The organism is Pseudorhizobium xiangyangii, assembly GCF_020531965.1.
GTDB classification, from domain to species: Bacteria; Pseudomonadota; Alphaproteobacteria; order Rhizobiales; family Rhizobiaceae; genus Neorhizobium; species Neorhizobium xiangyangii.
In genome coordinates, this window is sequence record NZ_JAJAWH010000004.1 from 1 (window position 1) to 23198 (window position 23198).

36 protein-coding genes and 2 tRNA genes are annotated in these 23198 nt (G+C 59.2%); 21 read left to right on the forward strand and 17 right to left on the reverse strand.

What is annotated here, in order from left to right:
* From LH464_RS04055 to LH464_RS04070, 4 genes are all read left to right on the forward strand, one after another.
* Nucleotides 1-657: hypothetical protein (locus tag LH464_RS04055; RefSeq protein WP_226785095.1), on the forward strand; the 657-nt coding region annotated here is incomplete at its 5' end.
* Nucleotides 654-1028, forward strand: a complete 375-nt coding sequence (locus tag LH464_RS04060; protein WP_226785096.1) for a Lar family restriction alleviation protein — start codon at nucleotides 654-656, stop codon at nucleotides 1026-1028. The genes LH464_RS04055 and LH464_RS04060, both read left to right, overlap by 4 nt.
* A gap of 3 nt (nucleotides 1029-1031) precedes the next feature.
* Nucleotides 1032-1250: a hypothetical protein gene (locus LH464_RS04065; RefSeq protein ID WP_226785097.1), complete on the forward strand. Its 219-nt coding sequence runs from the start codon at nucleotides 1032-1034 to the stop codon at nucleotides 1248-1250.
* A complete protein-coding gene (locus LH464_RS04070; protein WP_226785098.1) occupies nucleotides 1240-2385 on the forward strand; it encodes a hypothetical protein in 1146 nt (381 codons plus the stop codon). Before LH464_RS04065 ends, LH464_RS04070 begins: the two co-directional genes overlap by 11 nt.
* A 58-nt stretch (nucleotides 2386-2443) precedes the next feature.
* On the opposite strand, the gene LH464_RS04075 is transcribed toward LH464_RS04070, so the two are convergent.
* Both LH464_RS04075 and LH464_RS04080 read right to left on the reverse strand, forming a co-directional pair.
* Nucleotides 2444-2517, reverse strand: a tRNA-Gly gene (locus tag LH464_RS04075).
* A 29-nt stretch (nucleotides 2518-2546) separates the two neighbouring features.
* A tRNA-Tyr gene (locus tag LH464_RS04080) sits at nucleotides 2547-2631 on the reverse strand.
* A 198-nt stretch (nucleotides 2632-2829) separates the two neighbouring features.
* On the opposite strand from LH464_RS04080, the gene rlmB reads away from it, so the two are divergent.
* The 10 genes from rlmB to LH464_RS04135 all read left to right on the forward strand — a co-directional run bounded on the left by rlmB (nucleotide 2830) and on the right by LH464_RS04135 (nucleotide 10043).
* On the forward strand, nucleotides 2830-3711 hold the full coding sequence (gene rlmB, locus LH464_RS04085) for a 23S rRNA (guanosine(2251)-2'-O)-methyltransferase RlmB (protein ID WP_226785099.1): 882 nt from the start codon (nucleotides 2830-2832) through the stop codon (nucleotides 3709-3711).
* Between the two features lie 96 nt (nucleotides 3712-3807).
* Entirely contained in the window at nucleotides 3808-4065 is a 258-nt protein-coding gene (locus LH464_RS24775; protein WP_390624921.1) for an adenylyl-sulfate kinase, read from the forward strand.
* Nucleotides 4049-4864, forward strand: a complete 816-nt coding sequence (cysQ, locus tag LH464_RS04095) for a 3'(2'),5'-bisphosphate nucleotidase CysQ (protein ID WP_226785100.1) — start codon at nucleotides 4049-4051, stop codon at nucleotides 4862-4864. The genes LH464_RS24775 and cysQ overlap by 17 nt, the downstream gene beginning before the upstream one ends.
* A 417-nt stretch (nucleotides 4865-5281) precedes the next feature.
* Nucleotides 5282-5692 (forward strand): MucR family transcriptional regulator, encoded by a 411-nt coding sequence (locus LH464_RS04100; RefSeq protein ID WP_226785349.1) that lies wholly within the window; start codon nucleotides 5282-5284, stop codon nucleotides 5690-5692.
* A 739-nt stretch (nucleotides 5693-6431) separates the two neighbouring features.
* Complete coding sequence (locus LH464_RS04110) at nucleotides 6432-6794, forward strand: Lar family restriction alleviation protein (protein WP_226785101.1); 363 nt, start codon at nucleotides 6432-6434, stop codon at nucleotides 6792-6794.
* Complete coding sequence (locus LH464_RS04115) at nucleotides 6791-7150, forward strand: thermonuclease family protein (protein ID WP_226785102.1); 360 nt, start codon at nucleotides 6791-6793, stop codon at nucleotides 7148-7150. Before LH464_RS04110 ends, LH464_RS04115 begins: the two co-directional genes overlap by 4 nt.
* A gap of 15 nt (nucleotides 7151-7165) precedes the next feature.
* A complete protein-coding gene (locus tag LH464_RS04120; protein WP_226785103.1) occupies nucleotides 7166-7366 on the forward strand; it encodes a hypothetical protein in 201 nt (66 codons plus the stop codon).
* Nucleotides 7366-8574, forward strand: a complete 1209-nt coding sequence (locus tag LH464_RS04125) for a DNA polymerase III subunit beta (protein WP_226785104.1) — start codon at nucleotides 7366-7368, stop codon at nucleotides 8572-8574. Before LH464_RS04120 ends, LH464_RS04125 begins: the two co-directional genes overlap by 1 nt.
* Before the next feature lie 26 nt (nucleotides 8575-8600).
* Nucleotides 8601-9758: a tyrosine-type recombinase/integrase gene (locus LH464_RS04130; RefSeq protein WP_226785105.1), complete on the forward strand. Its 1158-nt coding sequence runs from the start codon at nucleotides 8601-8603 to the stop codon at nucleotides 9756-9758.
* A gap of 48 nt (nucleotides 9759-9806) precedes the next feature.
* Nucleotides 9807-10043, forward strand: coding sequence for a helix-turn-helix domain-containing protein (locus LH464_RS04135; RefSeq protein WP_226785106.1), 237 nt, complete (start codon nucleotides 9807-9809; stop codon nucleotides 10041-10043).
* A 31-nt stretch (nucleotides 10044-10074) separates the two neighbouring features.
* Here the strand turns inward: LH464_RS04135 and LH464_RS04140 are convergent, their stop codons facing one another.
* From LH464_RS04140 to LH464_RS04210, 15 genes are all read right to left on the reverse strand, one after another.
* Nucleotides 10075-10500: a hypothetical protein gene (locus tag LH464_RS04140; RefSeq protein WP_226785107.1), complete on the reverse strand. Its 426-nt coding sequence runs from the start codon at nucleotides 10498-10500 to the stop codon at nucleotides 10075-10077.
* The gene (locus tag LH464_RS04145; RefSeq protein ID WP_226785108.1) at nucleotides 10497-10745 is read right to left on the reverse strand and encodes a DUF4031 domain-containing protein; all 249 of its coding nucleotides are present in this window, start codon (nucleotides 10743-10745) and stop codon (nucleotides 10497-10499) included. Before LH464_RS04145 ends, LH464_RS04140 begins: the two co-directional genes overlap by 4 nt.
* A 148-nt stretch (nucleotides 10746-10893) precedes the next feature.
* Nucleotides 10894-11217, reverse strand: coding sequence for a hypothetical protein (locus LH464_RS04150; protein ID WP_226785109.1), 324 nt, complete (start codon nucleotides 11215-11217; stop codon nucleotides 10894-10896).
* Nucleotides 11214-11432 (reverse strand): hypothetical protein, encoded by a 219-nt coding sequence (locus LH464_RS04155; protein WP_226785110.1) that lies wholly within the window; start codon nucleotides 11430-11432, stop codon nucleotides 11214-11216. The genes LH464_RS04150 and LH464_RS04155 overlap by 4 nt, the downstream gene beginning before the upstream one ends.
* 193 nt (nucleotides 11433-11625) lie before the next feature.
* The gene (locus LH464_RS04160; protein WP_226785111.1) at nucleotides 11626-11778 is read right to left on the reverse strand and encodes a hypothetical protein; all 153 of its coding nucleotides are present in this window, start codon (nucleotides 11776-11778) and stop codon (nucleotides 11626-11628) included.
* The gene (locus LH464_RS04165) at nucleotides 11775-12332 is read right to left on the reverse strand and encodes a DUF1937 family protein (RefSeq protein ID WP_226785112.1); all 558 of its coding nucleotides are present in this window, start codon (nucleotides 12330-12332) and stop codon (nucleotides 11775-11777) included. Before LH464_RS04165 ends, LH464_RS04160 begins: the two co-directional genes overlap by 4 nt.
* A gap of 35 nt (nucleotides 12333-12367) precedes the next feature.
* Nucleotides 12368-12628: a hypothetical protein gene (locus tag LH464_RS04170; RefSeq protein WP_226785113.1), complete on the reverse strand. Its 261-nt coding sequence runs from the start codon at nucleotides 12626-12628 to the stop codon at nucleotides 12368-12370.
* Nucleotides 12629-12856 carry a helix-turn-helix domain-containing protein gene (locus tag LH464_RS04175; RefSeq protein WP_226785114.1) on the reverse strand — a complete coding sequence of 76 codons (228 nt, stop codon included), beginning with the start codon at nucleotides 12854-12856 and terminating at the stop codon, nucleotides 12629-12631.
* Between the two features lie 502 nt (nucleotides 12857-13358).
* The gene (locus tag LH464_RS04180) at nucleotides 13359-13553 is read right to left on the reverse strand and encodes a hypothetical protein (protein WP_226785115.1); all 195 of its coding nucleotides are present in this window, start codon (nucleotides 13551-13553) and stop codon (nucleotides 13359-13361) included.
* Nucleotides 13553-14500 (reverse strand): hypothetical protein, encoded by a 948-nt coding sequence (locus tag LH464_RS04185; RefSeq protein ID WP_226785116.1) that lies wholly within the window; start codon nucleotides 14498-14500, stop codon nucleotides 13553-13555. Before LH464_RS04185 ends, LH464_RS04180 begins: the two co-directional genes overlap by 1 nt.
* A gap of 52 nt (nucleotides 14501-14552) precedes the next feature.
* On the reverse strand, nucleotides 14553-14759 hold the full coding sequence (locus LH464_RS04190) for a helix-turn-helix transcriptional regulator (RefSeq protein ID WP_226785117.1): 207 nt from the start codon (nucleotides 14757-14759) through the stop codon (nucleotides 14553-14555).
* Nucleotides 14760-14764: 5 nt separating this feature from the next.
* Entirely contained in the window at nucleotides 14765-15721 is a 957-nt protein-coding gene (locus tag LH464_RS04195; RefSeq protein ID WP_226785118.1) for a recombinase RecT, read from the reverse strand.
* The gene (locus LH464_RS04200; RefSeq protein WP_226785119.1) at nucleotides 15718-16716 is read right to left on the reverse strand and encodes a YqaJ viral recombinase family nuclease; all 999 of its coding nucleotides are present in this window, start codon (nucleotides 16714-16716) and stop codon (nucleotides 15718-15720) included. Before LH464_RS04200 ends, LH464_RS04195 begins: the two co-directional genes overlap by 4 nt.
* The gene (locus LH464_RS04205) at nucleotides 16713-17009 is read right to left on the reverse strand and encodes a hypothetical protein (RefSeq protein WP_226785120.1); all 297 of its coding nucleotides are present in this window, start codon (nucleotides 17007-17009) and stop codon (nucleotides 16713-16715) included. The genes LH464_RS04200 and LH464_RS04205 overlap by 4 nt, the downstream gene beginning before the upstream one ends.
* 186 nt (nucleotides 17010-17195) lie before the next feature.
* Complete coding sequence (locus LH464_RS04210) at nucleotides 17196-17855, reverse strand: helix-turn-helix domain-containing protein (RefSeq protein WP_226785121.1); 660 nt, start codon at nucleotides 17853-17855, stop codon at nucleotides 17196-17198.
* Between the two features lie 51 nt (nucleotides 17856-17906).
* On the opposite strand from LH464_RS04210, the gene LH464_RS04215 reads away from it, so the two are divergent.
* The 7 genes from LH464_RS04215 (at nucleotide 17907) to LH464_RS04245 (ending at nucleotide 23198) form a co-directional block, all read left to right on the forward strand.
* Nucleotides 17907-18152 (forward strand): helix-turn-helix domain containing protein, encoded by a 246-nt coding sequence (locus LH464_RS04215; protein ID WP_226785122.1) that lies wholly within the window; start codon nucleotides 17907-17909, stop codon nucleotides 18150-18152.
* Nucleotides 18153-18481: 329 nt separating this feature from the next.
* On the forward strand, nucleotides 18482-19984 hold the full coding sequence (locus LH464_RS04220) for a DNA methyltransferase (protein WP_226785123.1): 1503 nt from the start codon (nucleotides 18482-18484) through the stop codon (nucleotides 19982-19984).
* 38 nt (nucleotides 19985-20022) lie between these two features.
* Nucleotides 20023-20184, forward strand: a complete 162-nt coding sequence (locus tag LH464_RS04225) for a hypothetical protein (RefSeq protein WP_226785124.1) — start codon at nucleotides 20023-20025, stop codon at nucleotides 20182-20184.
* Nucleotides 20181-21662, forward strand: coding sequence for a DEAD/DEAH box helicase (locus LH464_RS04230; protein WP_226785125.1), 1482 nt, complete (start codon nucleotides 20181-20183; stop codon nucleotides 21660-21662). The genes LH464_RS04225 and LH464_RS04230 overlap by 4 nt, the downstream gene beginning before the upstream one ends.
* Nucleotides 21659-21940 carry a hypothetical protein gene (locus LH464_RS04235; protein WP_226785126.1) on the forward strand — a complete coding sequence of 94 codons (282 nt, stop codon included), beginning with the start codon at nucleotides 21659-21661 and terminating at the stop codon, nucleotides 21938-21940. The genes LH464_RS04230 and LH464_RS04235 overlap by 4 nt, the downstream gene beginning before the upstream one ends.
* Nucleotides 21937-22788, forward strand: coding sequence for a hypothetical protein (locus LH464_RS04240; RefSeq protein WP_226785127.1), 852 nt, complete (start codon nucleotides 21937-21939; stop codon nucleotides 22786-22788). The genes LH464_RS04235 and LH464_RS04240 overlap by 4 nt, the downstream gene beginning before the upstream one ends.
* Nucleotides 22785-23198, forward strand: coding sequence for a hypothetical protein (locus tag LH464_RS04245; RefSeq protein ID WP_226785128.1), 414 nt, complete (start codon nucleotides 22785-22787; stop codon nucleotides 23196-23198). Before LH464_RS04240 ends, LH464_RS04245 begins: the two co-directional genes overlap by 4 nt.

Genomic DNA, 23198 nt, shown 5'->3' on the forward strand with positions numbered 1-23198 from the left:
TCACCCCAACCGAATGTGGAGTGGGGCGACTGGACTGTCGATGACACCGATACAGCGCGAGAGATCCTGAATTACCTCGGGATAGGCGACGATGCATCGCGTGAGCCGGGGGCAGATCGTCGTCGCGACAAGATCGCTGGGATGATCCGCGCTCGCATTGATGCTGCGGCCGCAGCGCCGCCCCAGCCGAATGTGGCGGGCATGAGCCGCGACCTTATGGGCAAGATCGCTGATGAGGTTTTCGACGGCGCGATCGAAGACGCCCGTGTGATCGAGGAAATCTATGCGGTCATCAAGCGGCACGAACTCGATAAGGGTATAGACCAGATCATTGCGGACGGCGGGCCTGTTGACGAGGCCAACATATCGATTGCTCGAAACGGTATTGCTGACGGGGAAAGAGCGCTGCTCGCTTTGCAGTATTCCGAAATGACCTTCACCAGCGACGATGACGCGCTAGAATTCCTGAAACGTTACGGCCATGAGGAAAGCCAGAACGGCGTCATTCGCGGCGACTGGAGGTCTTTTGACGCCGATTGCCGCGCAGCCATTGGGTACCTCTGCGACGAATGGGACTTCGTTTTCGAAGATACCGCAAACCCATCGCCGCAGACGACGGCGGCTGTGTCCACCCCTTCCCCGGAGGGTCGGCTATGACGGTTGAACTCAAGCCATGCCCGTTCTGTGGTGGTGAGCCGAACGCAGAACCTGAAAACAACGGTCTCGGTGTCTTCTGGATCATCTGCGACAACGGCCGCGACAATTGCGGCTGCGAAGGCCCGTACCAGAACTCCGTCGAGGATGCGGGAGCCGCCTGGAACCGTCGCGCTCCCTCCACCCTTGATGCGGAACTACAGAAGGCGAGAGAGGCGCTGGCGCCGTTCGCCGTCCGCGCCGGGAAGCTTGATGGCTTGTGGAAGGATCACGAGACAAATTGGGGCACCGAGTACGGCAGCACGAAGATTACCATTGGAGACCTCCGCCGCGCTCGCGATGTCTTCCGCTCTCTCAGCCATAAGGAGGGGTGAGGGATGACGCGAGCCGCTTTCAGACAGGCAGACATGGAACGTATCTTCCGCGCAGCCAAGAGCCAGGGCATGGCGGTCCAGATCGATATTAAAACGCTGGTTGTTACCGCTATCCCCGATATCCACAAGCATGACGGCATTGACCACACATCCGCAGTCCAGCCCATCATCCGAACGGGCAATGGTGCCCCATACGGAAAGGAAAACTGGGATGAGGACTGACAGACCCGGTTATCAGTACCGGGACAATCGAGACGGGACGAGGATCCACTACTGGAATCCAAAGAGGGCGGTAAAGGGTTCACCTGCCGCCCTCTCGGCTATTCGCCTCCCCGATGGTCTCACCGACGAAGAAATAACCGAAGAATGCCAGCGCCGCACGGCGGAGCTGAAGGCAGAATTGGTCGACCTGACGACGCCGAAGAAGTTCGACGGCACGTTCAAGTCGCTGATCGATATGTTTCGGGCTGACACGACGAGTTCGCTGCATACTGTCAAGCACTCCACGAGGATCCGGGACTATGAGCCCAGCCTGAGAGTGCTGACGAAAAACATCGGGGATCGGTATGTCGCCGGCCTCACCGCGTCTGACGTCAAGCGATGGTTCGCGAGATGGCGCGGGAAAGGCCACAGGAGGGCCACAGGCGCGATCAAGCTCCTCCGGCTGATAATCTCCTACGGAGCCGGTGAGCGGCTTCCTGGATGCGCTGAAGCGAGATTGATCCTGTCGGACATGCGCTTCGAGCAGCCCGCACCGCGCACGGTCGCGATGACCTATGAGCAGTGCCTGGCGATCGTGCAGAAAAGTGCAGAGTTGGAATGCCCGTCTATCGGGTTTGTCGAGGCCGTGAAGTTCGAAACGGCTCTCCGCCGAATCGATGTGATCGGTGAATGGGCGCCGCCGCCTGAAGGTGGGGAGTTCCGCTGGAGTGGCCTCATGGCCAAGGATATATCAAAAGATAAGATCCTGACGCTCAAGACGAGCAAGACCGGCGCCGCGGTAGCGCGAGATCTGAATGGCTATCCGCTGGTATCGGAAGCGCTGAAGTCCTACCGGATACCCGACATCGGCCCGGTGGTGATCGATGAGGACCACGGAAAGCCATACTGGGAAAATCGGTACACCGAGAAATTCCGGAAGGTGAGAGATGCCGCCGGCGTGCCGTCGAACGTCTGGTCTATGGATTCTCGTGCTGGGGCTGTTTCGGAGACCGTCGAGGCGACAGGTTCGCTCGAAGCTGCTCGGGATCTTGCCACCCACACCACGACGAAAACAACGAGGCGCTACAGTCGTGGGGATGGTCTTGAGGCCAGTCGGCTTGTTGCCGAGGCAAGGGTAGGAAAGCGGGAAAAATAGAGCCCGTGACACGAGGTGACATGAGTGACACGAGGAAAATCTAAGTCATTGAAAAGACTGGAGCGGGTAACGGGAATCGAACCCGTGTATTCAGCTTGGAAGGCTGCTGCTCTACCATTGAGCTATACCCGCGGGTCTGCCCTTACGATCCAGAGACGGAATGGTGGAGGGAGTTGGATTTGAACCAACGTAGGCTGAGCCAACGGATTTACAGTCCGTCCCCTTTAACCACTCGGGCATCCCTCCAGTTTTCCGTCTGGATCGTGAGACCAAGCTCGCAGTCCGAAGCGGTTCGGCTTCCGACTGCGCCGCGTATATGACGGCCTCATGTCCGTCTGTCAACACAGCTTTTCCGCCAAAATCGCGAAAAAATATTTGACGCCAGATTGGCAGGTACCGGCACCAGTGACTAGGCCGCAGCCATCACCAAGGTTATAAGACCGCATGAGCAACAATGACAAAAACGACAAGTCCGGCCGTGACGGCCATTACGCCACCCTGCGCAGAGCCGTTCGCGATGCCAAGCGCGAGCGCGGTGAAATTCCAACGCCTTCACCTCGCAGGAGAGAGAAGGCGGCAGGATGGCAGCCGCCACAGCTGCAGCCGGACCAGGTCCATCTTTATGGACTGCACACCGTGCGGGCGGCCCTCGACAATCCGGAACGCACGATCATCAAGCTGTCGGTGACCCAGAACGCATTCGCGCGGCTGGACATCGGCGATCCCGGCGCCCTCTCCTACCCCGTGGAATTCGTCTCGCCGCAGGACATCGACAAGGTGCTCGGCCCCGACGCGATCCATCAGGGCGTGATGCTGGAGACACGGCCGCTGCCGGTGCGCAGACTTGAGGCTCTGAAGGAAAGCCCGCTTCTGCTCGTTCTCGACCAGGTGACAGATCCCCACAATGTCGGCGCGATCATGCGGTCAGCCGTTGCCTTCGGCGCCGGCGCGCTTGTCACCACACAGAGACACAGCCCGACCGAATCGGGCGTCCTGGCAAAATCCGCCTCCGGCGCACTGGAACTCATCCCCTACATCCAGGTCACCAACCTGGCCACGGCTCTGGAAGAGCTTCAACGGCTGGGGTTCCAGACGATCGGACTCGATTCGGAGGGACCGCAGGCACTGGAGGGCGCGTTCGCCGGAGAGAAGATCGCACTCGTACTGGGATCCGAAGGCAAGGGCCTGCGCCAAAAGACGCGCGAAACGGTCAATGCACTTGCACGTCTCGACATGCCGGGCGCGATCAAATCCCTCAACGTTTCGAATGCGGCAGCCATTGCCCTTTACGCCAGCCGGCAGCATCTGGCAGGCGGCAAACGTTAGCATCTCCCGACTTTTACAGCATCAAGTGGGCAAGTCCCCCGCTTGATGCTGTAACTTCATTTTGCGTTACAAGCAGGATAGCAGCTGGCTCGCGATCTGATCGAGCGGGGAGCGTTTATCGAGGTATGTATCGATAGGCCGCTTGAAGAATGTGCGCGACGCGGGGCGAAGGGCCTCTACAAGCGTGTCCTGTCCGATGATATTTGTAACGTCGCGGGCATCATTTCTGCCTGCGAAGCTTCGGAGAAGCCAGAGCTTCGCCTCAAGTCAACGGGAGCCCAGCGGGAGATGCCGGCGATGCAAATTCAGGAACTTCTGGAGCGGCGGTGGCAAATTCATGACGACGATGCTTGACGTCTTCGAACGCGCCGCACTCGACGCGGGAGAAGTTATCCTCCAGATCTACGAGAACGGTCCAACGACGAGCTACAAGGCCGACTGTTCTCCGGTAACGGAAGCGGACGAGTGCGCCGAGCGGATCATTCTGGACGCCCTGCTGCAGGCCTTTCCGAATATTCCCGTGGTGGCGGAGGAAGCGGCCGCGGCCGGGCATGTGCCAGGCATCTCAAACCAGGGCTTCATCCTGGTCGACCCGCTCGACGGAACCAAGGAATTCATTGCGCGCCGCAGCGAGTTCACCGTCAATATCGCGCTGATTGAGGGTGGCGTTCCTGTTGCCGGCGTTGTCTACGCGCCGGCGCTGGGTGTGGCATATTCCGGCGACCGCCATGGTGCCTGCCGGCTGACGATCGGTCCCGACTTCTCGATCGTTCAGCGCAGCCCGATACAGGCCCGTCCTGTCGGGGCTTCTCCGATCGCGGTTGCCAGCCGGTCTCACAACACGCCGGAGACGGATGATTTTCTGCGGACATCCAACATCACCGAGACTCGGTCAATCGGTTCGTCCCTCAAGTTCTGCCTCCTGGCGGAGGGAGATGCCGACGTCTACCCCCGGTTCGGACGGACCATGGAATGGGATACGGCGGCAGGCGACGCGGTGCTTCGAGCAGCCGGTGGAGCAACCACCACTCTGGACGGGCACCCCCTCACCTACGGGAAGACCAACCAGCCCCACGAGGCGGATTTCGCCAACCCGCACTTCATAGCGTGGGGACGCAGGATAGACGCGGCCACCAAGCTGCAGCTGGCATAGCCGAATACCTGAATGCCCCGTTCCGGTAGCGAGGCAATAAAAAAGGCCGGGGCGAAATCGCACCGACCTTCCTCATTATCGCTTACCTACCAGTGCCAGTACATCCGTGGTCAAAAGTCTAAAGCGACGGCGGCGATTGCGAGCGGCGAACTCATTCAGCGCTCATCAGCAATGCCGATGTCACTCATATAGCGGGCCAATGTGACAGAAAGATGTACAGAACGTGATGGCGAAACGGCGCCGCCATCCAACGCCCTGAAAGTCTTGTCAGCCCTGCCTCCGTCTTCCAACAATCCCAAAGAAGACCTTTCGTCACACCCGCAAGAGGTTGCGGATCTACTGCAGACGTTTAAACGGAACTACTTGACTGAAATCAAGGAGACCGACTTGCTAGACCTCGAAGGCCAAAACGAAGAGATGATCACACTGACCGCTGATATCGTATGCGCGTATGTTCAGAAGAACGTCGTTCCGCAGTCAGCTCTTACCGATCTGATCTCGTCTGTACATGGTGCGCTTGCAGGACTGGGCCACACGCCGGAAGCGCCTGTCGCTTTCGTCGCCGAGCCTGCAGTCCCGGTGAAGAAGTCGGTCAAGCCGGAATCCATCTCCTGCCTCGAATGCGGCAAGTCCTTTAAATCCATCCGCCGCCACCTGAACGCCTCGCACTCCCTCACCCCGGAAGAGTATCGCGAAAAGTGGTCGCTGCCTGTCAGCTACCCGATGACTGCACCGGCCTATGCCGAAGAGCGTTCGCGCCTGGCAAAGGAAATGGGCCTTGGTCAGAAGGCGGGCGCGAAAGCCAAGGGCCGCAAGAAAGCGGCCTGATCCAGCGGCCAATTGGCATTATTGCCTTGAACGCGTTCACAATGGTTCCTTTGGCGCATTTTTGATTTGCTGAGAGCCGACCCGGGATTGCGGGAAATTGCCATCGAGAATTGACCCGACTTTCAGGATCGATCGTCGTGGTCAATTTCCTGCGTTTTTCTGCTTCGTGGTTTTGGGTTCATGCGCAGAGCTGTTCCCCAGGCGGAAGCTGTCGTTTCCGGTTTCGAGGATGTGGCAATGATGCGCAAGTCATGGGAGGTTCCGGCAACTCGATGAGGCCACGCGGGACGGCTTCGCGCCCGGTCTGCTGGAACGCGATTGAACCCCCAGGGGCCAAGGTGCCAATAAGGTGATTTCACAGTTCGCGTCGATCTGCCTAGGTTCTCAGGCAATGATCCACCGTCAAAAGAGAGCCCGCCCTTGTGGCGGGTTTTCTGCTTTTGTTACCGCAGACATTAGCCCGGAGCAGTTTCAAAGGGGAGAGGATGCACCTAAATGCTTGATTTTAATGGTGCCCCCGACAAGGTTCGAACTCGTGACCCCCTGATTACAAATCAGCGATCCTTTATTATCAGTGGAAATCGATGGATATCAAACCGTATCAGTATCAATGACTTAGCACTTCCGGCCATATTAGTCATTATCACGCCTTCCTACCCATCTGCTACCAGTCAGCTACCACGCCGCTTGACGGTATAGCAAGAAGGCGATATGCGTAGCGCATACAGGGGAAGTCTAGATGGCTAAGCTCAAAGCGTGCCCGTTCTGCGGTGGACCCGGCGTATATCGCCGGGCAAACGCGTCGTGGGTTAAGCACCCAAATTGGACCGCCGGTTGTGAACACGGCCACGCTACAAGTCCGGATATGGAAAGCAAGAAGGAAGCGGCCGACTGGTGGAACCGCCGTCCGAAGCGTCGAAGTGCCACCGCTGACATGCAGCGCGACGCCGTTCTTGAGGAAGCCGCCACTATGGCGGAGCATGCGACGATAAATGTAAGTATGCATTGGGACGGTCCAGATGATCCGCCCGGAAGGCGAGCCATCGACCATCGTGATGTTATCGCCGCTGCTATCCGCGCGATGAAGGTTTCCCCGGTATGATATCCGCTCTTATCCTTTGCGCCACCTTGTCCGTGTCCGATGGTGACACGTTGAAATGTGACGGCCAACTTCTCCGCCTCCTCGGCTCCGGGGTCGTCAATGAGGTGGGCATAGACACGCCGGAGCTTCGGACGTGGAAATGTCAGAAGGAACGCCGCCTTGCCAAGCTGGCGAAAAATCGCCTCCGGGAACTGCTGGACGGCGAGGAGCCTAAGATAGCGGCGAAAGGCCATGATAAGTTCGGCCGCCCTCTGGTGAACGTCTACGTCGGCGACAGAGAGATAGGGGCGCAATTGCTCCGGGAGGGTTTCGCCAGGGAATGGCGGAAGGGCCGCAAGGTGAATTGGTGCGATTGAAAGGATCAAGCGGAAATGAGCATGAAAGAGCGCTGGAACAGTCCAGCCAATAAGGCCGCGCTTAAGGCCATCCCGGTTTCGCTGTTCGCGGCCGCCGGTGTCACCGGAGTCGTTGCTGCCATGGGCGGAAGCCCTAGCCTCGGCATCTTTGGAATTATCTGGCTACTCACCTACGCCTTCACGGCGTCCGCAATGATGAAGAAGGCGAAACCCTGATGTCGCAGAGACAGAACGCAAAGAAGCTCCCAAAGCTGAAACCCGGCACCATCTCCGGATCGGTTGATGCCCGCGCGCTAACCGCCCGGCTCCGCACCTTGGCACGGCACGCGGACATCGCTGGACCTCGGATCCCCATCCTCAATTGCGTGACGATTGAACTAGACCAGTTTTATATGCGGGTGTCCCACTTCGGGCTTGATAAGGCGATGACGGCCACCATCCCGGCCACCGGCTCCGGATCTACGTGCGTCCCACTGAAAACCCTTCTGGCCTTCATGTCCGGCGCGGACGGTGACGTCGTCACCATCGCCAAGGGTGATAGCGATGATGTCGTGACCTTCACTTGTGGCGCCTGGCGGTCCGAAATCGTCCCGAACAACATCGAAGACGCTCCGCAAATCAGCTTGCCCGGCGAACCGGTCCGTTCCTTCGCGATGTCGGAAGGCGTCTTCAAGCACGCCGTTGCCTTTGTAATGCCAATGGTCTCCACGGAAGAGACCCGGTACTACCTAAACGGCGTCTGCTTTGAGGTGGATGACGACCGCTTCCGCGTTGTTGCTACCGATGGCCACCGCCTCGCAGTCCGCGAAGGTGCGACCCCGGCTCCTCTGAAAAAGTGGGACGCGAAGCCCATCCTTCCCCGTGGAACGGTTTCAGCGCTCCTGGATATCATCGGTCCCGCGCAGTGCTTCGCCCACTTCCACGCATGGCCGGAGGACATGAAGAACAAGCACGCCGGATTCCCATCCCACGCCGTATTCACCCGCGAAGGCTGGACAGTGGTGTCGAAGCTCATCGACGGCACCTATCCGGACTGGCGCCGGGTCATCCCGAAGGTTCTTGGCGACGCCGTTGCCACCGTTGACGCAAAACCGTTCGAACGGCTGGCTACCATCGCCAGGGGCGCCGGGGCACATGGCTCCATTTCCACGCGTGCGGTTCGCATCACGGACGCGGACGGTCACGGTTTCAGCCTTCAAATTCATTCACCCGGCGAAGTGAAGTTGTCCGGTTCCGCGCCTGGTGAAGCCTCGGCACCATTCGAGCCGTTCGGCGTCAACCTTTACTACCTCGCCAGCATCGCGAAGGCGTTCGGTTCCAAGAAGCTCAAGTTGGCCATCAAGGGACCCGGTGACCCCATCACTATTACCACGCCGGAGTCACCGACTGGTGAATTCGCTGTTCTGATGCCGATGCGGGTTTAGCCCGCATCAACCCGTGAAAGGAAGCCATGTCCGATAAACCTCTAAAGAAAGGGGAGCCGGGGACATCTTGGAATGATCCAAAGGTTCCCGGCCTCCGCCTCCGCTATCTCGAAACGAAGGCGGTATATTATCTCTACTACCGCACACGAACCGGGAAGCAGCGAAATCACCGGGTCGGTGACGAACGTGTATTGACCCTGACAGGGGCACGGGAGCAAGCCCGCGCCCTACTCCAACGCGTCGCCAACGGCGAGGACCCCGGCGCCGATAAGTCAGACAAGGCGAACCGCGCCACAATGCAGATGCTTAAGGATTGGCACCTTGAGCGCCACGCGGATCAGAAGAACAAGAAGACGTGGCGGGACGAAATCGCCGCCGCCTACGACAACCACATCCTTAAGCATTGGAAGCCGGAAACTGCCGTGGCTGATGTCACCTTGGCGCAAGTCTCCGACCTCCATCACAAGATGCGGAAAACGCCGACCATGGCAAACCGGGTGATGTCCATGCTTCACAAAGCGTTCAACCTATCGGAGACGTGGGGGTGGCGGCCAAAGAACTCGAACCCGGTCGACGTGGAGCGCTACAAGGAAACGAAGCGGCGGAGACACCCGCAAGCCGATGAAGCCGTTAGACTTCTTATCGCCATGGACAAGTTGCGGAAAGAACGGCCGTGGTTCATCGGCCTGGTGGAGCTTCTATGCTTTACTGGCGCCCGCCTCGGCGAAATCAAGAACGCGAAGTGGGAGTGGGTCAAGGATGACGGCTTGCATCTTCCGGATTCAAAAACCGGGGAGAAAGTGGTTCCGTTGTCCAGCCTGGCGCGGGATGTCCTAGCCACGATCCCGCAGGTCGAAGGGAACCCCTACATCATCGTGGGACGCCGCAAGGGTGCCCACCTAGTCAACGTGTCGAAGCCATGGACAGAGCTAATGAAGGCCGCCCACATAGAAAACCTAGTCCGGCACGACCTCCGCCGCTTCTTCGCGTCAGCGGGCTTGTCTGGCGGTCTGCAGCTATCGCAGGTCGGCGAGCTACTAGGCCACATGGAAGCGTCAACAACGAAGCGCTACGCCTTCCTTCTGGTGGGTGCCGCCCAAATTGCCGCCGATACCGCCGCCGATAACGTCAAGGCGATAATGACCGGAGGCGGGAACGTTGTCCCTCTTCGCAGTATCCGGTAATTGCCGCGCGGATATGCGCCATGTATATAGACGGTGAAAGGGAAATCCATGACCGTCTCAAACGATAAAAACCAACGCGAGTTCGCGCTTCTGTTCGATCAATCACGATTGAGCCAGACAAAGCTTTCCCGGCTTCTCGGCGTTTCGGTCATGACCGTGAACCGTTGGCTATCGGATCGAGACGATGCCGTTGACCCGCCGTACTATGCCCTTAGCTTCCTCCGCGTCTTCCTGATGCTCCCGGAGGCGGCGCGGTCCCGGATCCCGGAGAAACCGAAGAAGTGATGGAATGGCCGGGTCTCCCCGGCCATTTTTCTCACGTATGGACATCTTCGGGGGGCTTGGATTTCGCCTTGGCGCGCGCCTTCTTGCCGCGCTCTTTCGTCAACATAGTCTCGAGTCGCTTGATGATGCTGGCATGGGTTTCGGCCTCGGCGTAGTCATCCGGGGAGCCGTACCTTTTTTGAAGCGCTATCGCCTTTTTGATTGCGGTAAGCCTGGTGGTGGCAAGCTGGCCACGCGGCTCTCCATCCACCGGCCAAGAAACCCGCCACTCTGGCCCAATAGGATCAAGCCAGCCGAAGTCGCCGTGTTTCTTTGACTTCTTCCCCCACGTCCACGAAGCCTTAAGGGTGGCGTAAACCGTCCCTTTCCTGATCGAGCGAACTACCCATTCGGACCACGCGATTTTTCCGTTTCCGTCTTCGGCCCAAACCTCGAAGAGAACGTCACCGGGTTTCATAGCTGGCATCCCTTTGCCTTGGCGAGGAGAACCCGCCGGTTGACTTCGACCGCTCCCGCCGCGATGGCGCGGGCACGGTTCCTTTTGCAGATGTCGTAATGAGGTGCGCCGGGCTTGTCCTGAAACCACCGGCGGACGCCGAGGAAGTCGGCCGTGGCGTGAAGCTCCGCCAGGGTGTCCGCCGCCATGTGGCACATGATGAGGCGGCCGATTCGGTAGCCGGGCGGATCCACGTAGACGGTCACCGCCGACTCCACCGCTTGAACCGTGGTGACCGTTCCGCCAGCCAATCGCCGAGTCTGTCAATCTCGGCGTGGTAGAGAAACGCGCACAGTCCACCGGACCCGATGCCAGATATGATTTGACCAGCCTCATAGAAGAAGTCGCCGGGCTTCATCTCACTGCCTCCGGGTCGCCTCTCCTCGCCGGGTTCGGCTCCGTAAGACTCCAGCGGCCGAACTTCTTCATCTTCGCCATGGATAGCCGGAGTCCGTCACATTTTTCCGTGCCGGTGTAGAGCATCCGGCCGAAGCGATTGAATTCCGAAGCGATGACGTAGCCGCCGTCGACAAGCTCTTTCATGGCGCCCGTGGCCCGTGCTGTCATCACGCTTTGCGCTCCGTCGCCGCCCACCTTCATGGATGTTTTAGAACCGTAGCCGAACCACGCGGTGATGAGGACTCTTGCGTCCATAGAGAGTTCTTCGCCGGGCTTCATACTCCACCGCCTTCCAACGCGGCTTTGCCTTCCGGTGTGATGGAGTAGACGAAGCGTTGCGCGTTGCCTTCGATGGCGACGAGACCGGCGCCCACCAGTTGCCGTAGCGTTTGCGCCGTATTCCTTCCGAGGTGGACGGACATCAATCCGGACACCTTGAAGCGGGCTTGGCGGTCCCGGAGGACTTCAAGGGCTTTCCGCTCGGCTCGGCTCATGCGTCACCGCCTTCCTTGGCGGGGGCGTGTCCAACAGCGCGGTAGATGTCAACGGCCACATACGCGGGCCACAGAACCGCGCCTAAGAATAGCACCGACCTATCTTCCGGAAGCTCTTTCCCGTGGTTCTTAACCCACGCGACTTGAACTCCCATACCGATTGAAAACCAAATGATGACGGCGAAAATCCCCTTCATGCGTCACCGCCTTCCGCTGGTTGGCGTGGGGCGATGTGCCGGATAATCTTGACGCCAGGCGTTCCCGCCTCGCCGCTCCGGAGCCTCCGGATCGATGCGGCAACTTCCGGGGTGGCGACCTCCTCCACGTAATCAAGAAGCTTTGTCATCGGCTCTCGCCTTTCAAGCGTGACTGACGAAGAGCGGCCGCAAGCGCTTCTTGCCAAGCGGTGTCGCCCTCAATCTTCTCGCTGATTTCTTCAAGTTCCCGCGCCATATGATCCGGAGACATACCGGCTAGGTCATTCGTGAAGTCGCGGATGGCGGCGAAGTCTACGATGTCTTGCATGCCGATGGCGCGGAGGGTTCCGTCATCGTCCAGCAGATAGACCGGCTTACCCGCCTGTTGCGCATAGGTGATTTCCTGGCGGACACCTTCGGAAGCCGTCCACCCATCGATTCCGGCGACCACTACACCCACGGCGGGATCAATAAACGCCTTGTTGAAGGCAAGCCAGAAAACATGATCCTTCGGAAGTTCATGTTCCACGGCGGCCGCATGGGTGGCGTGGATGGGCGAATAAACGTGGATGCCAGCTTCCAGAAGCTTACCGGAGGCATGAAGAACGGCCGCCGCGCGCGCCGCCCTAACCTCCGGCTCGGGGTGGCTATACGGGCTGGCGAGATACCAGAACCCCGTCGTTCGCATCCTTTCAATTTTCATATTCTTGATCCTTTTTATTTGCAAAACGTCAACGCCTAGCTTATGAAGGGTTCGATTTCGAAGCGGGCGAGCCGGATGATGATGGAAAGCAGAACGAAGCCCGCTAGAGCCACGATGAAGGCACCGAAGAGTCCGGTAGCCACGTCGGCCATGACGGCGGAGCCGAGTTCATACCCGGACACTGAAAGCAGAATGGCGGTGCCTCCGGCCATGGCAAAGACCAGAAAAATCATGATGGTCGACGCGAACGTGATGAAGCTGGACCACCGCAAAAGTTTAAGCAGAAAAGCACGCATCTATGTCTTCCTCCTCATGATGATTTCGAAGCCGAATGTTTCGGCAATGGCTACCGCGTTGCAGAGCGTCGGGGACCTCGCGCAGGACCGCCACGCGTAGACGGAATTGACGGACACGCCGGACCGCTCTTCCATGTCGCCGAGAGACATCCCCCGGTTCCGCCGCTCCTCGTCTAATGCGGCCATGGCCGTCTTTTGGTCTCTCATGTTGTATTCGGAATTGCTCATTGTCCGCATCTCTCCGCGCGCATCCTTTCCCGCAACTTGATCTTCTCCGGGGCGGACAGGTTTCCGGCTATCTCATTGCATTTCCGATGTGCCAGGAACTTGTTTGACAGGTGGTCGGGACCGCCGTGGGCGATGCAAACAAGGTGTTCAACAGTGCATGCGAAATCCGAAGGCACCGGAGATTCAGGCGACGCCACGATGGTGGAGCAGAAGAAGCAGCCGTTACCGTCACGCCGGACAAGCGCGCCGTAGTCCTGATATGTTTTAGACGCCTTCCGGCGGCGCCTGGTGGCCGCCAGGGCGAGCTTGATACCGGCGTTATAGGACCGGGCGATATCCAGAAGGGAGGAAGGCCACGTTTGAATTCCCTTCCTGTTCTGGTGGACTACCAGAAGGCCGGAGGATGTTCGGACCCTCAAGATTTCCCATTCCGACGTCGGCTCCAACACCTCGGCGCCGCAGTCCGTTAGCCAGTTCGCGAAGTGGTCGATATCGCGAACCGTCATATGTCCAGCCTGTATTCCTTGGCGGTCTCCCGCGACATCGTGGCCTTGTAGAAGCGGCCGCCGTCCGGTTCGAAGTCTACCCCGGCAAGGGGAATGATGACTGGACGCGATGGCAACCCGTAATTGGCCACAACGGCGCGGTCGTGCCGTTCCGTGACCTCAAGGCGTGTGGTGAATATCTCGCGGGCCATTATTCGAGACCTCGCGCGAATTCGGCGACCCGTTCGATTTGGTCCGGAGACTTCCGAACGATATCGGAAACATCGTCCCAATTATCCGAGGTGGCTTGAAGAAGGTCTTTCCGCTCCTCCTCTTCGGTCTTTGCATGGTCCCACGCCTGGCGGTCCAAGTCCTTCGTAATTGCCGCCTCAATGAGGGCGTCAATTACCGTGGGTTCAAGGGCATCAAGCTCCCACGATGAGTCGCCGTACTCCTCAATGTAGCCAGCGGCGCGGGAGTCCGTTTCCTTCGCCGGGTTCGGTGGCGGGTCGTACTGTTCTATTTGATCCATGTTGAGGGCAAGCCGCTTAACGGTCACACCTTGCCGGGCGAACATGGCCAGGCGGTCCCGGTTGTCCCGCGTCATGTCTACGCCGCTTGGATCATGGTCGCCGAGATGGAGGACCACCGGGCGGATACCCTCGCCACGCATCGCGGCGAAGCGCTTGCCAGCGCTGTATTGTTCGGACTGCGAAGAGTATCCACGGCACGCGAAGTAATCGACCCGCCACCGGCGGCAAACCGGTTCCACCACACCGACAAGAGCGTCCTTTTCAATCCAGACTTCCGGCCGGAAGCTTTGGGTTCTCCAAAGGTCTTCACGGTAGCTGTGAAGAGCGGACCGGATGACCTCGGCGGGATCCTCCCATGTGGAGACGCCGCGCACGTTGCGGGTTCGGTCCTCTATCGAGTTCCAGTCAACCAGACCGGCAAGCCTGGCGTCGTTGATGATGGAGCCGAGACGCTTGTATTCGCTTTGCTTGTTCGGGATGATGTCCCGTGAAACGAACTGATAGTAAAGCTGACGAAGGGTAAGGGTGAACCCTTGCGCCTGATACGCTGCAATGATGCCGTTCGCTTGTTCAATGATCTTTACGCTGGACCGGTTGAACCGCTTTTGAATGAATCGTTCCTTCATGGGGGCGGCCTAAAAAGGGTGGTACTTTAGCGGCGCCGGTGACGCCGCACGGTTAGTTGGAATCCCGCGTCTTCGTCCGCAAGTTGTCGGACACGTAGGCCGCCAAATCGTCTTCCCGGTAGAAGACGCGGCCGCGCCGCTTGATGTAGGCGGGGCCGGTCCCCTCCCCGCGCCAGCGTGCCAGCGTGGGGAGGGAAGCGCGGAGCCGGTCGGCTACCTCGGCGGGGGTGAAGAGCTTTTCAATCTTTGCTTCGGTCATGTCATTCACGCCGGTGTGTAGTCGTCATCTTCGTCATCGCCAGGGGCGCCGAAGGTGTCGTCGTTGCGGTAGTCACCATCAATAGTTTGCGAATTGTCAACGCCATCGGCAAAGCTTCGCTCTTCGTCCTGGCGTTCGTTGACCTCCTCGGCTTCACCTTCGATGGTTTGAGGCTCCGCCTTCTTCCGGCCGCGTGGCTTCACCTCCTCGGCGGTCTTGCCCGCATTCATCGCGGCATGGACGCCACGGGGGCGGCCCGCTGGCTTCGCCTCTTCGGTCCCCGCTGCAGCCTGTTGGGCCGCGTCCGGAGTGATGTCCTTGATTTCAACGGCGTCCGAGATTTCGTCGGCGGTCTGCATACCGTTCATGACGTGCGGAGCATAGAGGCGCCCGAAGAAGGCGGCGGCTCGGTAGCGGATCATAAGGTCGGGCATCGTTACCCACTTCGATCCGGGCTTCGTATACCAGCCTTCGGCCACGGCCATGGCAATGGAGACTTCCGGACCTTCCAGGACTTCGCCGGTGTCCTTCTCCACCGCGTAGGCCATGCAGGTCATATCCTTCACCCGCATCTTCCGGGTAACCTTCCGGCGCTCACCCTTCGCGCCTTCCCAGGCGTCATAGGACACTTCCCGTTCGCCGAGCTTTTCCAGCTTGAAGCGGATAGGCGAAAAGAGGCCGCATGAATTCAGCGCGGAAATGATGAACGAAGAGGACCACGACGGCCGTCCTTCGATGATGTGAAGGTTCTGCATAACCACTATGGCGGAGACGCCGACCCGGTTGGCGGTATCCATCGCAATCAAGGCGTTCCCCATCTTGTCTTCGCCGCGATACGCCACGGGGACAAGATCCGAATGAATAAGAGCTTTCGCCATGCGTTGCGCATCAGCGAAGGACGCCATGTCCGAGAACACGGAAAGCGGCTTGCGGTTCTGGCTTGTGGTTGTCAATTCGTTCATTTCTTTGATCCTTTTGGCTTCGGCTTGGATACCCGAAGGTTTCGGTAGCTGGTGGGCTTATACTCAACGGTGTAAGCGTCTTTGTGGGTGGTGGTGGCGGACACCTTCCAGTCTTCGCCAAACACGGTTTCGGTGTCCCCGATGTAGTGGAGAAGCGCGGCGGCCGCCGTCTTGGCGTCTTCTTCCGCCAACTTCTTGGCAATGTCCGCGTCATACTTGGCTTGGATCAGTTCCCGGAGTTTGGCGGCGTCCAGTTCGGAGTCCGGGTCCGGGATATCCAAGCTAAAGGACTTCGTGGGGGTAGCGTTGCGATAGAGAGCGCGGATCGTCTCATAGTCCGCCAGGTAGTCAGGAGTCGGCGGGTCATTCCTCAGAACGCGGTCGTGCATCTCGGCGCAACGCTTTGCCAGTTCCGCCACCACCTCTTCGTCACGGACCCGGCGGAATACCTTCGGCGTGTTGCCGCCGATGAGTCCGGCGATGACGTTCCAGCGGAAGCCACAAACCATCATCTGGTGTTGAGCTTGGAATTCGATGTGAGGGGGCGCCTCTTCATCGGTCCAATCATCCTTCGCCACGAACAAATCAACGTTCTTGATTTCGAGGCCGCCGACTCCGAGTTCCGGGTTCGCGGGGTCCCTGATGATGTAATCCGGCGAGGCTCCGCAGCCCGGATAGAGCTTCGAACGGGCATAAAGGAATTCATAGCCGTCTACGATTTCCCACCCGTTGTCGGCGCATACGCCTTCGGCGATTGCATTTTGCAAACGCTTACCCCAAAGCATCCGCTCCGACTCTTCAATCACCACCTCCATGGTGCCCGCCATCCGGTGGAACATATCGAAGGGAGTCATGTAGGGGGAAACCCCGAAGAGAGACGCGGCCGCCGTGGCAGTGATGTCACCGCGCCGGTGCTTGTGCCACCCGGCTTCGGTGCGGGGCCAAAACCATTCTGCTTCTTCGGTGTATTGGTGGCGGCCTTTGCGCGGGGTCATGCGTAAGCCTCTTCTTTGGCGCGCGCCTTGATGGCGTCACGAAGACTTACGGCGCCGGAACCGGTGACGATTGCCACGCGGTCCAGATCGCGGTCGGTTAAGCCGATGCGGCCCGGATTTGCCTTCGGTTCAAGCCGGGCGTGCTTGATGGCAACGACATCACCGGTAACAACAACATCGGCCACGCACGGGGCGAAGCCGAGCCAGACGGACACGGTAAGTTCGCGGGAATCCGCTGGCTTCTCCGGAACCACCCGAGGGACAAGGCGGCCAACGGAAACAACCGCTTTCATAGATGGAATTTCAGAACTTGAAATATCGTCGGTTCGGCCAAAATCGGCAAAATCAGCTTGCCCCATGTCCTCTTATACCTCGTTTGCAAATCAACAATTGTTTGTAATATGCAAACCTCAGCGGGACGTGTCAACAAGATATGCGCAGTAATGATAAAAGTTGACAATAAATATTCAGGAAGTTTTTTAGCTCGGCCGGATAGCCAGAACCGGCGAGAACCACGCGACCTCAACGTCGTGCATCGGCTCCGAAAACATATCAAGAAGAGTGTATTTACCCGGCGTGTAGCCTCGGCGAACCGTCTTAAGCATGGCGTCGCCGTCTTTGATGCAGACCAGGCAGAACCTATCAAGCATCTCTTCCGCATCCGGCTCCCGTGGCGGCGTCGTCACCAACATCCAGCCGTCCACAAGGGAACCAGAGTTTTGAGAAGTGCGCCATTGAAGGCAGACCGCCGTTGGCGGATATCCGGGGATATCGCACCGGCTCCCCTTGGAATTCCAATCCAGCTTCGCCCGGTTCTCGCCATCTATCCACCCCACTATCGGGAGCGTGGCCGGAGCGGTCACAACCGCTTCGCGGACATCGGCGCCACCGTGGCGCATGACCTCATTAACAGGGACGCCGAGAAGCTTGGCGATTTCGGCGGCTTGCTCCACCCGCATCCGCCGCTTCCCGTGCAGAAGGAGAGAGAGCGAAGATGGATCCATTTCCAGCAGTTTCGCAAGCGCGCGTTGCGTCATCCGCTTGTCCCGGAGTCTCTCGGCGAACCATCTATAATTTTCTAAGGCCATGCTGTTGCCCCCCAATAAAATACGCAAAATGCAATGGGTGATTCTTCGCATTAAACTTTCGGTTTTGTCAACTCTTATCATCTCATATCACGGGTTATCATTTTGGCTGATATCACACCACTGGACAGAATAACCGAAATATTGGCTTCCGGCTCCCGCTCCGAACTGGCCAGGTTGCTTGATGTCCATAGGTCCACGGTATCAGGATGGGACAACCCGGAGCGCCGCGCCAAAGGGATGCGGGGAACAATACCGGAAAAGTATGTTCGTGCGGTTGTCCGCATCGCGGCCGCCAAGGGTGTCCCCGTAGCCATCCAAGATTTGTTTCCGGAGCCGAAGAAAAGTTGACGGAACAGGGTTGCAAACATACCGTGAATATGGTTACAAAATGTCAACGCATATCGGTAAATATCAATGGTTGCACCGGAAGACACTAGGCCTAAGCTTAGGCAAATACCGGGTGGAAGCGTCGCTTTCCTCCACCCCTGCGAAGTCTGCGGCGCCGCACATGCGCCGTTTGGGTTCAATGTGTCGCTTCGGAACGGGAAGCCGGGCAACTGGCGTTGCTTTGACCATCGTGTTGACGTTTTGCAAACGCGGGCCGCACCCGCAAAGAAGCAGGAACCGGAGCCGTTGAAGCCAATGGTGCCGCCGAAACAAGGGGACTTGTTCTAAACATGGATCAATCGTTTTTAGACGGGCGCGTCGTGTTGAAGCCCGGTGACTGCCGGGAAAGCCTTAAGCACATCCCGGACAACAGCGTAGATGCGGCCGTTACAGATCCGCCTTATGCGCTGGTGTCCATCGTCAAGCGCTTCGGCTCCGCTACAGCGGCGCCAGCGGTGCCACAAGAGGGAAGCGCCGGGGCTTATTCCCGCGCCTCCGCTGGCTTCATGGGGAAACATTGGGACACCGGGGAAACGGCTTTTGCCGTGGAGTTCTGGCAAGAGGTGTTCCGCGTTCTTAAGCCTGGCGGCTTCGTTGTCGCCTTCTCCGGGACCCGGACATATCACCGGATGGCGGTGGCTATCGAAGACGCCGGATTTGAAATCCGGGATATGGGCCAGTGGCTTTACGGGACCGGGTTCCCGAAATCCCACGATATGCCGAAGGCTATCGAGACCCATAAGTTTCAGGAATGGCTTGATGTCCACCCGGAGGTAAGGACCCGCTACGCCAAGCTTAATGCATGGGCGAAGAGCCGGGACAAACGCAAGGTGTCCAAGGGTATCCGGGGCCGCATTGAAGCCGCCTTCCGACGCCGCGCCGGGATAATTGGCGACGTCATAGGGTCGGAAACAATCACCAATGACATGCGGAATTCCGGTCACCTCAACACCGGGAAGGACGCGGCCCGCGCCGCCTACTCCCGCGATGTCTCCGCGTCCATTCTCCCGGAGGCCATGGAATGGGATGGATGGGGAACAGCCCTTAAACCCGCCGTAGAGCCTATTTGCATCGCAAGGAAGCCGTGCGCGGTGCCCGATGGCAAGGGCGGCATGCGCGAAGCCACCGTGGCGGAAAACCTTCTGTATTGGGGGACCGGCGCCATCAACGTTCGGGCTTGCAAGATCGAGGCGGAGAAGGCCACCGGATGGGGCGGGTCCGCTGGCGGCGGCGGTACGTGGAACGAGTCGAACTCCGGCCTCGGCAAGGATGGTGCCCCTCGCCCGTCCCAAGGCAGATTTCCCGCTAACGTTATCACGGACGGTTCGCCGGAAGTCATGGCGATGTTCCCTGAAAGCGCACCGGCTACGCCAGGACAGAAGCAGACCCCGAAGAAGGGAACGAATGCATACGGGGACTTCGCGGGGACGGACGCGTTTGTCGGTCACACCGATGCCGGAGGCTCCGCCGCCCGGTTCTTCTATTCGGCGAAGGCCGATGGCGACGACCGGCTCGGCTCAAATCATCCAACGGTGAAGCCGGTGGACTTGATGCGCTGGCTTGTTCGGTTGGTGTGCCGAAAGGGCGGCGTTGTTCTGGACCCCTTCGCCGGGACCGGGACCACGGGTGCCGCCGCGTATTGGGAAGGATGCGCGGCCATCCTTTGCGAGCGCGAAGCCGAGTATCAGGCAGATATCGCGAAGCGGATGAAGTTGGTTCTCGCCGGTCCAGACGAGAAGAAGCGGGCGCGAACGGAAGCGGTTCCCGTAGAGGGACTCCCTCTTTTTTCTTGATCCCAACGTTGACGTTTTGCAAACATTGCGAAGATGAGATGACAAAGCAGCAATTCCAAATAGCGAAAGAAATGTGGGCGGACGGGGTCGGCGTCCAGTTCATCGCAAGACACCTCCGCATGGCGTCCGTGGCCTCGCTTAACGCCTTCATCTCCGCCCGTCCCCACCACTTCACGCCGCGCCAGAAGGTGGCGGCATGAGCTTCGCTCTTCGTCCCTACCAGGCTGATGTCGTCACAGAGACGCGGGACAATCTCCGGGATGTGCAATCCGTCTTGGCTGTTATGGCCACCGGCGGCGGGAAAACGGCCTTGTCCGGATATATGTCCGGATCCGCATCGAAGCGGAACAAGCGCGTCATCTTCGGTTGCCACCGGAAAGAGCTTATCAAGCAAACCGCGAAGACTTTTGATAAGGTGGGAATTCCTTACGGGATCATCGCCGCCGGGTTCACCGGCGACCGTCATCAGCTTGTCCAAATCGCCAGCATCGAAACGCTTCGGCGGCGGCTGGATTGGTACGGTGCCCCCGACCTCTACATCCCCGATGAAGCACACCACGCCGGGGCCGCGACGTGGGCGTCAATCATCGACTCCTACAAGCAAAAAGGATCCCGGATTGTTGGCCTCACCGCCACACCGGAGCGGCTTGACGGAACCGGGCTTGGCAAATGGTTCGACCGCATGGTGTCCGGTCCGTCCACGGCCTGGCTCATAGATCAAGGTTACCTTTCCCCGTACCGCCTCTTTGCGCCTTCGATGCCGGACCTATCGGGCATCAAGAAGATTGGCGGCGACTTCAATCGCGGCGAGCTTGAGAAGCGCATGGGCGGCGCCGCCGTAGTGGGGGACGTCGTCAAGCACTACCGGACCTTGGCGCACGGCCGGAAGGCGATGGCGTTTTGCGTATCCATCAAGCATTCGCTTGCTGTGGTCGAGCAGTTCCAAAACGCTGGCTACCGGGCCGCCCACATCGACGGTGACAGCCCGAACCGTGACGAACTCATCAAGGCTTTCGAAGACGGCCGGATTGAAATTCTCTCTTCGGTTGACCTCGTTTCCGAGGGCTTCGACCTCCCCGCCATCGAAGTGGCTATCCTGCTTCGGCCGACCCACTCGCTTTCTCTATTCCTGCAGCAGGTGGGCCGCGTCCTCCGGCCGGTCTACGCGCCCGGCTTCGACCTCAACACGCAAGAGGGACGCGTCGCCGCGATAGCAGCGGGGCCGAAGCCTTACGCGCTCATTCTGGACCACTCCGCGAATACCATCGATCGGGAGAAAGGCGGACGCGGCCACGGCATGCCGGACGATGAGCGCAACTGGACCCTGGCGGGCCGGGAGAAGAAGGCGCGCAGCGGATCCGGCGAGGATGAAGAGGCCGCCGTGACAACCCGGCAATGCCCGAACTGCTTCCGCGTCCATAAGCCGGGGCCGGTCTGCACGGGGTGCGGCTTTGAATATCCCTCCATGGGCCGGACCGTCAAAGAGCTTGAGGGCGACTTGCAGGAAGTCGAGCGCAACGCGGCGACCGTGGAGCGGAAGCGAGAGCAAGCCAAAGCCCAAAGCCTTGATGACCTCGTCGCGCTCGGAAAACAGCGCGGCATGAAGAACCCCCACGGATGGGCGCGCAACGTATTGGCCGCCCGAAATCAGAAGACACAAAGGAGATACGCGCGATGACGGCGAAAACTTATCATGACTACATCCGCACCGGCGAGATGACGCAGCAAGAAGCGATCAAGCATCAGTCCGTCCGGGAGGCTTCGAAGGCCGGGATGCGGGCCACGCTTGACGCCACGGTGAAACAGGGCTTGCCAGCGGAGGTGTCCGCCTTTGGTGCCTTGGACATCATCGCCGTTTCACTGGTGAAGTGGTACGGCCCGGCCGCCGCTGGTGAAGTCCTCCGGCATTACGCCGAGGTGTGTGAGCGCCAGGCGCAAACGAGTGTCGCCCAATGACGGCCCCTCGCCCATCCAAGGCCGTGTTTGCGAATGAGGCCGCGTTGTGCGCGACCTTCATCGCAGCCCTTCCCGAAGGTTGGACGGCCTACCCGGAAACGGCCGGGTTCGACATCGTTCTTGTTCGCCAGGTGGACGGCGCGCAAATCGGCGTGGAAGCGAAGATGACCTTGAACGCCAAGGTTCTCTTGCAAGCCGTGGAAGGTCTGCATTCCAGCCGGGAGGCCGGTTGCAGTGGTCCAGACTACCGCGCCGCGTTGGTTCCGCACGGCACCGCTTCCCATGAAATGAAGGTAATTGCCAAAAAACTCGGCGTGACCGTCCTTGAATGCAAGGCGGAGGACGCCAAAGAAGCGCTTGTGGAGAAATATATTTCCCACGGATGGGGCCGCACGGGCGCCGAAAGCCAAGCCGCGCGGGAATGGGCGCCTTTCGCGCCTAATCTTCCCGTTCATGGCGAACGTTGGGTGTGGCGCGAGGATTGGGTCGACCATTGCCCGGCGAAGCGGGAAACCCTTCCGGAGTATGTCCCCGATGTCATAGCCGGAGCTTCCGGCCCGTCATCGCTTTCCGAGTGGAAGATCAAGGCAATCAAAATTTGCGTGATCCTTGAGAGGCGCGGATTCGTCACCATTGCAGATTTCAAGCTGTTCGAAATCTGCCGGCGCCGCTGGCTTGAAATGAGATGGTTGGCGCTTCGCGAAGGATTCCGGGGGCACTACATTTTAGGGACGGCTCCAATCGGCTTACGCCGCCAACACCCGGTAAATTATCTGCAGATCGAAGCGGATTATGAAAAGTGGGCGCCGAAAGAAGCGGAACCGGCCGTGTTGGGTGAACTGCTATGAAGGCCGCCACCGCGTTGATGAACCGGATCATGCTGGCGTTGTCATCAGCCGGGCGAACGGTCTGGCGGAACACCACGGCGCAAGGATGGGCGGGACAGTCCTTCGAACTCCGCGCCGGTGAAGTCTACCGCGCCAAGGGCGGCGAACGTGTTGTGATGGAAGCTTACCCGATAAAGGCCGGATTGTGTGTCGGCTCCGGGGACCTCATCGGTATAGACTCCGTTGTCATCACGCCGGAGATGGTGGGTACAAGGGTCGCCATCTTTTGTTCCTGGGAAGTCAAGTCCGGGACCGGCCGCGCCACGGAAGCACAGATCAAATTTGCAAAGTTCGTCCGGAATGCTGGCGGCGTCGCCGAGGTGGTCCGGAATGAGCAAGAAGCAGTAGCCGCCAGACTCTTTAAGGACTGA

What these genes read in the sequence shown, in the direction of transcription:
- LH464_RS04060 (WP_226785096.1), top strand. Translation starts at nt 654, where the DNA reads ATGACGGTTGAACTCAAGCCATGCCCGTTCTGTGGTGGTGAGCCGAAC.
- LH464_RS04065 (WP_226785097.1), top strand. Translation starts at nt 1,032, where the DNA reads ATGACGCGAGCCGCTTTCAGACAGGCAGACATGGAACGTATCTTCCGC.
- LH464_RS04070 (WP_226785098.1), top strand. Translation starts at nt 1,240, where the DNA reads ATGAGGACTGACAGACCCGGTTATCAGTACCGGGACAATCGAGACGGG.
- rlmB (WP_226785099.1), top strand. Translation starts at nt 2,830, where the DNA reads ATGAGCAACAATGACAAAAACGACAAGTCCGGCCGTGACGGCCATTAC.
- cysQ (WP_226785100.1), top strand. Translation starts at nt 4,049, where the DNA reads ATGACGACGATGCTTGACGTCTTCGAACGCGCCGCACTCGACGCGGGA.
- LH464_RS04100 (WP_226785349.1), top strand. Translation starts at nt 5,282, where the DNA reads ATGATCACACTGACCGCTGATATCGTATGCGCGTATGTTCAGAAGAAC.
- LH464_RS04110 (WP_226785101.1), top strand. Translation starts at nt 6,432, where the DNA reads ATGGCTAAGCTCAAAGCGTGCCCGTTCTGCGGTGGACCCGGCGTATAT.
- LH464_RS04115 (WP_226785102.1), top strand. Translation starts at nt 6,791, where the DNA reads ATGATATCCGCTCTTATCCTTTGCGCCACCTTGTCCGTGTCCGATGGT.
- LH464_RS04120 (WP_226785103.1), top strand. Translation starts at nt 7,166, where the DNA reads ATGAGCATGAAAGAGCGCTGGAACAGTCCAGCCAATAAGGCCGCGCTT.
- LH464_RS04125 (WP_226785104.1), top strand. Translation starts at nt 7,366, where the DNA reads ATGTCGCAGAGACAGAACGCAAAGAAGCTCCCAAAGCTGAAACCCGGC.
- LH464_RS04130 (WP_226785105.1), top strand. Translation starts at nt 8,601, where the DNA reads ATGTCCGATAAACCTCTAAAGAAAGGGGAGCCGGGGACATCTTGGAAT.
- LH464_RS04135 (WP_226785106.1), top strand. Translation starts at nt 9,807, where the DNA reads ATGACCGTCTCAAACGATAAAAACCAACGCGAGTTCGCGCTTCTGTTC.
- LH464_RS04140 (WP_226785107.1), bottom strand. Translation starts at nt 10,500, where the DNA reads ATGAAACCCGGTGACGTTCTCTTCGAGGTTTGGGCCGAAGACGGAAAC.
- LH464_RS04150 (WP_226785109.1), bottom strand. Translation starts at nt 11,217, where the DNA reads ATGAAGCCCGGCGAAGAACTCTCTATGGACGCAAGAGTCCTCATCACC.
- LH464_RS04155 (WP_226785110.1), bottom strand. Translation starts at nt 11,432, where the DNA reads ATGAGCCGAGCCGAGCGGAAAGCCCTTGAAGTCCTCCGGGACCGCCAA.
- LH464_RS04160 (WP_226785111.1), bottom strand. Translation starts at nt 11,778, where the DNA reads ATGACAAAGCTTCTTGATTACGTGGAGGAGGTCGCCACCCCGGAAGTT.
- LH464_RS04165 (WP_226785112.1), bottom strand. Translation starts at nt 12,332, where the DNA reads ATGAAAATTGAAAGGATGCGAACGACGGGGTTCTGGTATCTCGCCAGC.
- LH464_RS04170 (WP_226785113.1), bottom strand. Translation starts at nt 12,628, where the DNA reads ATGCGTGCTTTTCTGCTTAAACTTTTGCGGTGGTCCAGCTTCATCACG.
- LH464_RS04175 (WP_226785114.1), bottom strand. Translation starts at nt 12,856, where the DNA reads ATGAGCAATTCCGAATACAACATGAGAGACCAAAAGACGGCCATGGCC.
- LH464_RS04180 (WP_226785115.1), bottom strand. Translation starts at nt 13,553, where the DNA reads ATGGCCCGCGAGATATTCACCACACGCCTTGAGGTCACGGAACGGCAC.
- LH464_RS04185 (WP_226785116.1), bottom strand. Translation starts at nt 14,500, where the DNA reads ATGAAGGAACGATTCATTCAAAAGCGGTTCAACCGGTCCAGCGTAAAG.
- LH464_RS04190 (WP_226785117.1), bottom strand. Translation starts at nt 14,759, where the DNA reads ATGACCGAAGCAAAGATTGAAAAGCTCTTCACCCCCGCCGAGGTAGCC.
- LH464_RS04195 (WP_226785118.1), bottom strand. Translation starts at nt 15,721, where the DNA reads ATGAACGAATTGACAACCACAAGCCAGAACCGCAAGCCGCTTTCCGTG.
- LH464_RS04200 (WP_226785119.1), bottom strand. Translation starts at nt 16,716, where the DNA reads ATGACCCCGCGCAAAGGCCGCCACCAATACACCGAAGAAGCAGAATGG.
- LH464_RS04205 (WP_226785120.1), bottom strand. Translation starts at nt 17,009, where the DNA reads ATGAAAGCGGTTGTTTCCGTTGGCCGCCTTGTCCCTCGGGTGGTTCCG.
- LH464_RS04210 (WP_226785121.1), bottom strand. Translation starts at nt 17,855, where the DNA reads ATGCGAAGAATCACCCATTGCATTTTGCGTATTTTATTGGGGGGCAAC.
- LH464_RS04220 (WP_226785123.1), top strand. Translation starts at nt 18,482, where the DNA reads ATGGATCAATCGTTTTTAGACGGGCGCGTCGTGTTGAAGCCCGGTGAC.
- LH464_RS04225 (WP_226785124.1), top strand. Translation starts at nt 20,023, where the DNA reads ATGACAAAGCAGCAATTCCAAATAGCGAAAGAAATGTGGGCGGACGGG.
- LH464_RS04230 (WP_226785125.1), top strand. Translation starts at nt 20,181, where the DNA reads ATGAGCTTCGCTCTTCGTCCCTACCAGGCTGATGTCGTCACAGAGACG.
- LH464_RS04235 (WP_226785126.1), top strand. Translation starts at nt 21,659, where the DNA reads ATGACGGCGAAAACTTATCATGACTACATCCGCACCGGCGAGATGACG.
- LH464_RS04240 (WP_226785127.1), top strand. Translation starts at nt 21,937, where the DNA reads ATGACGGCCCCTCGCCCATCCAAGGCCGTGTTTGCGAATGAGGCCGCG.
- LH464_RS04245 (WP_226785128.1), top strand. Translation starts at nt 22,785, where the DNA reads ATGAAGGCCGCCACCGCGTTGATGAACCGGATCATGCTGGCGTTGTCA.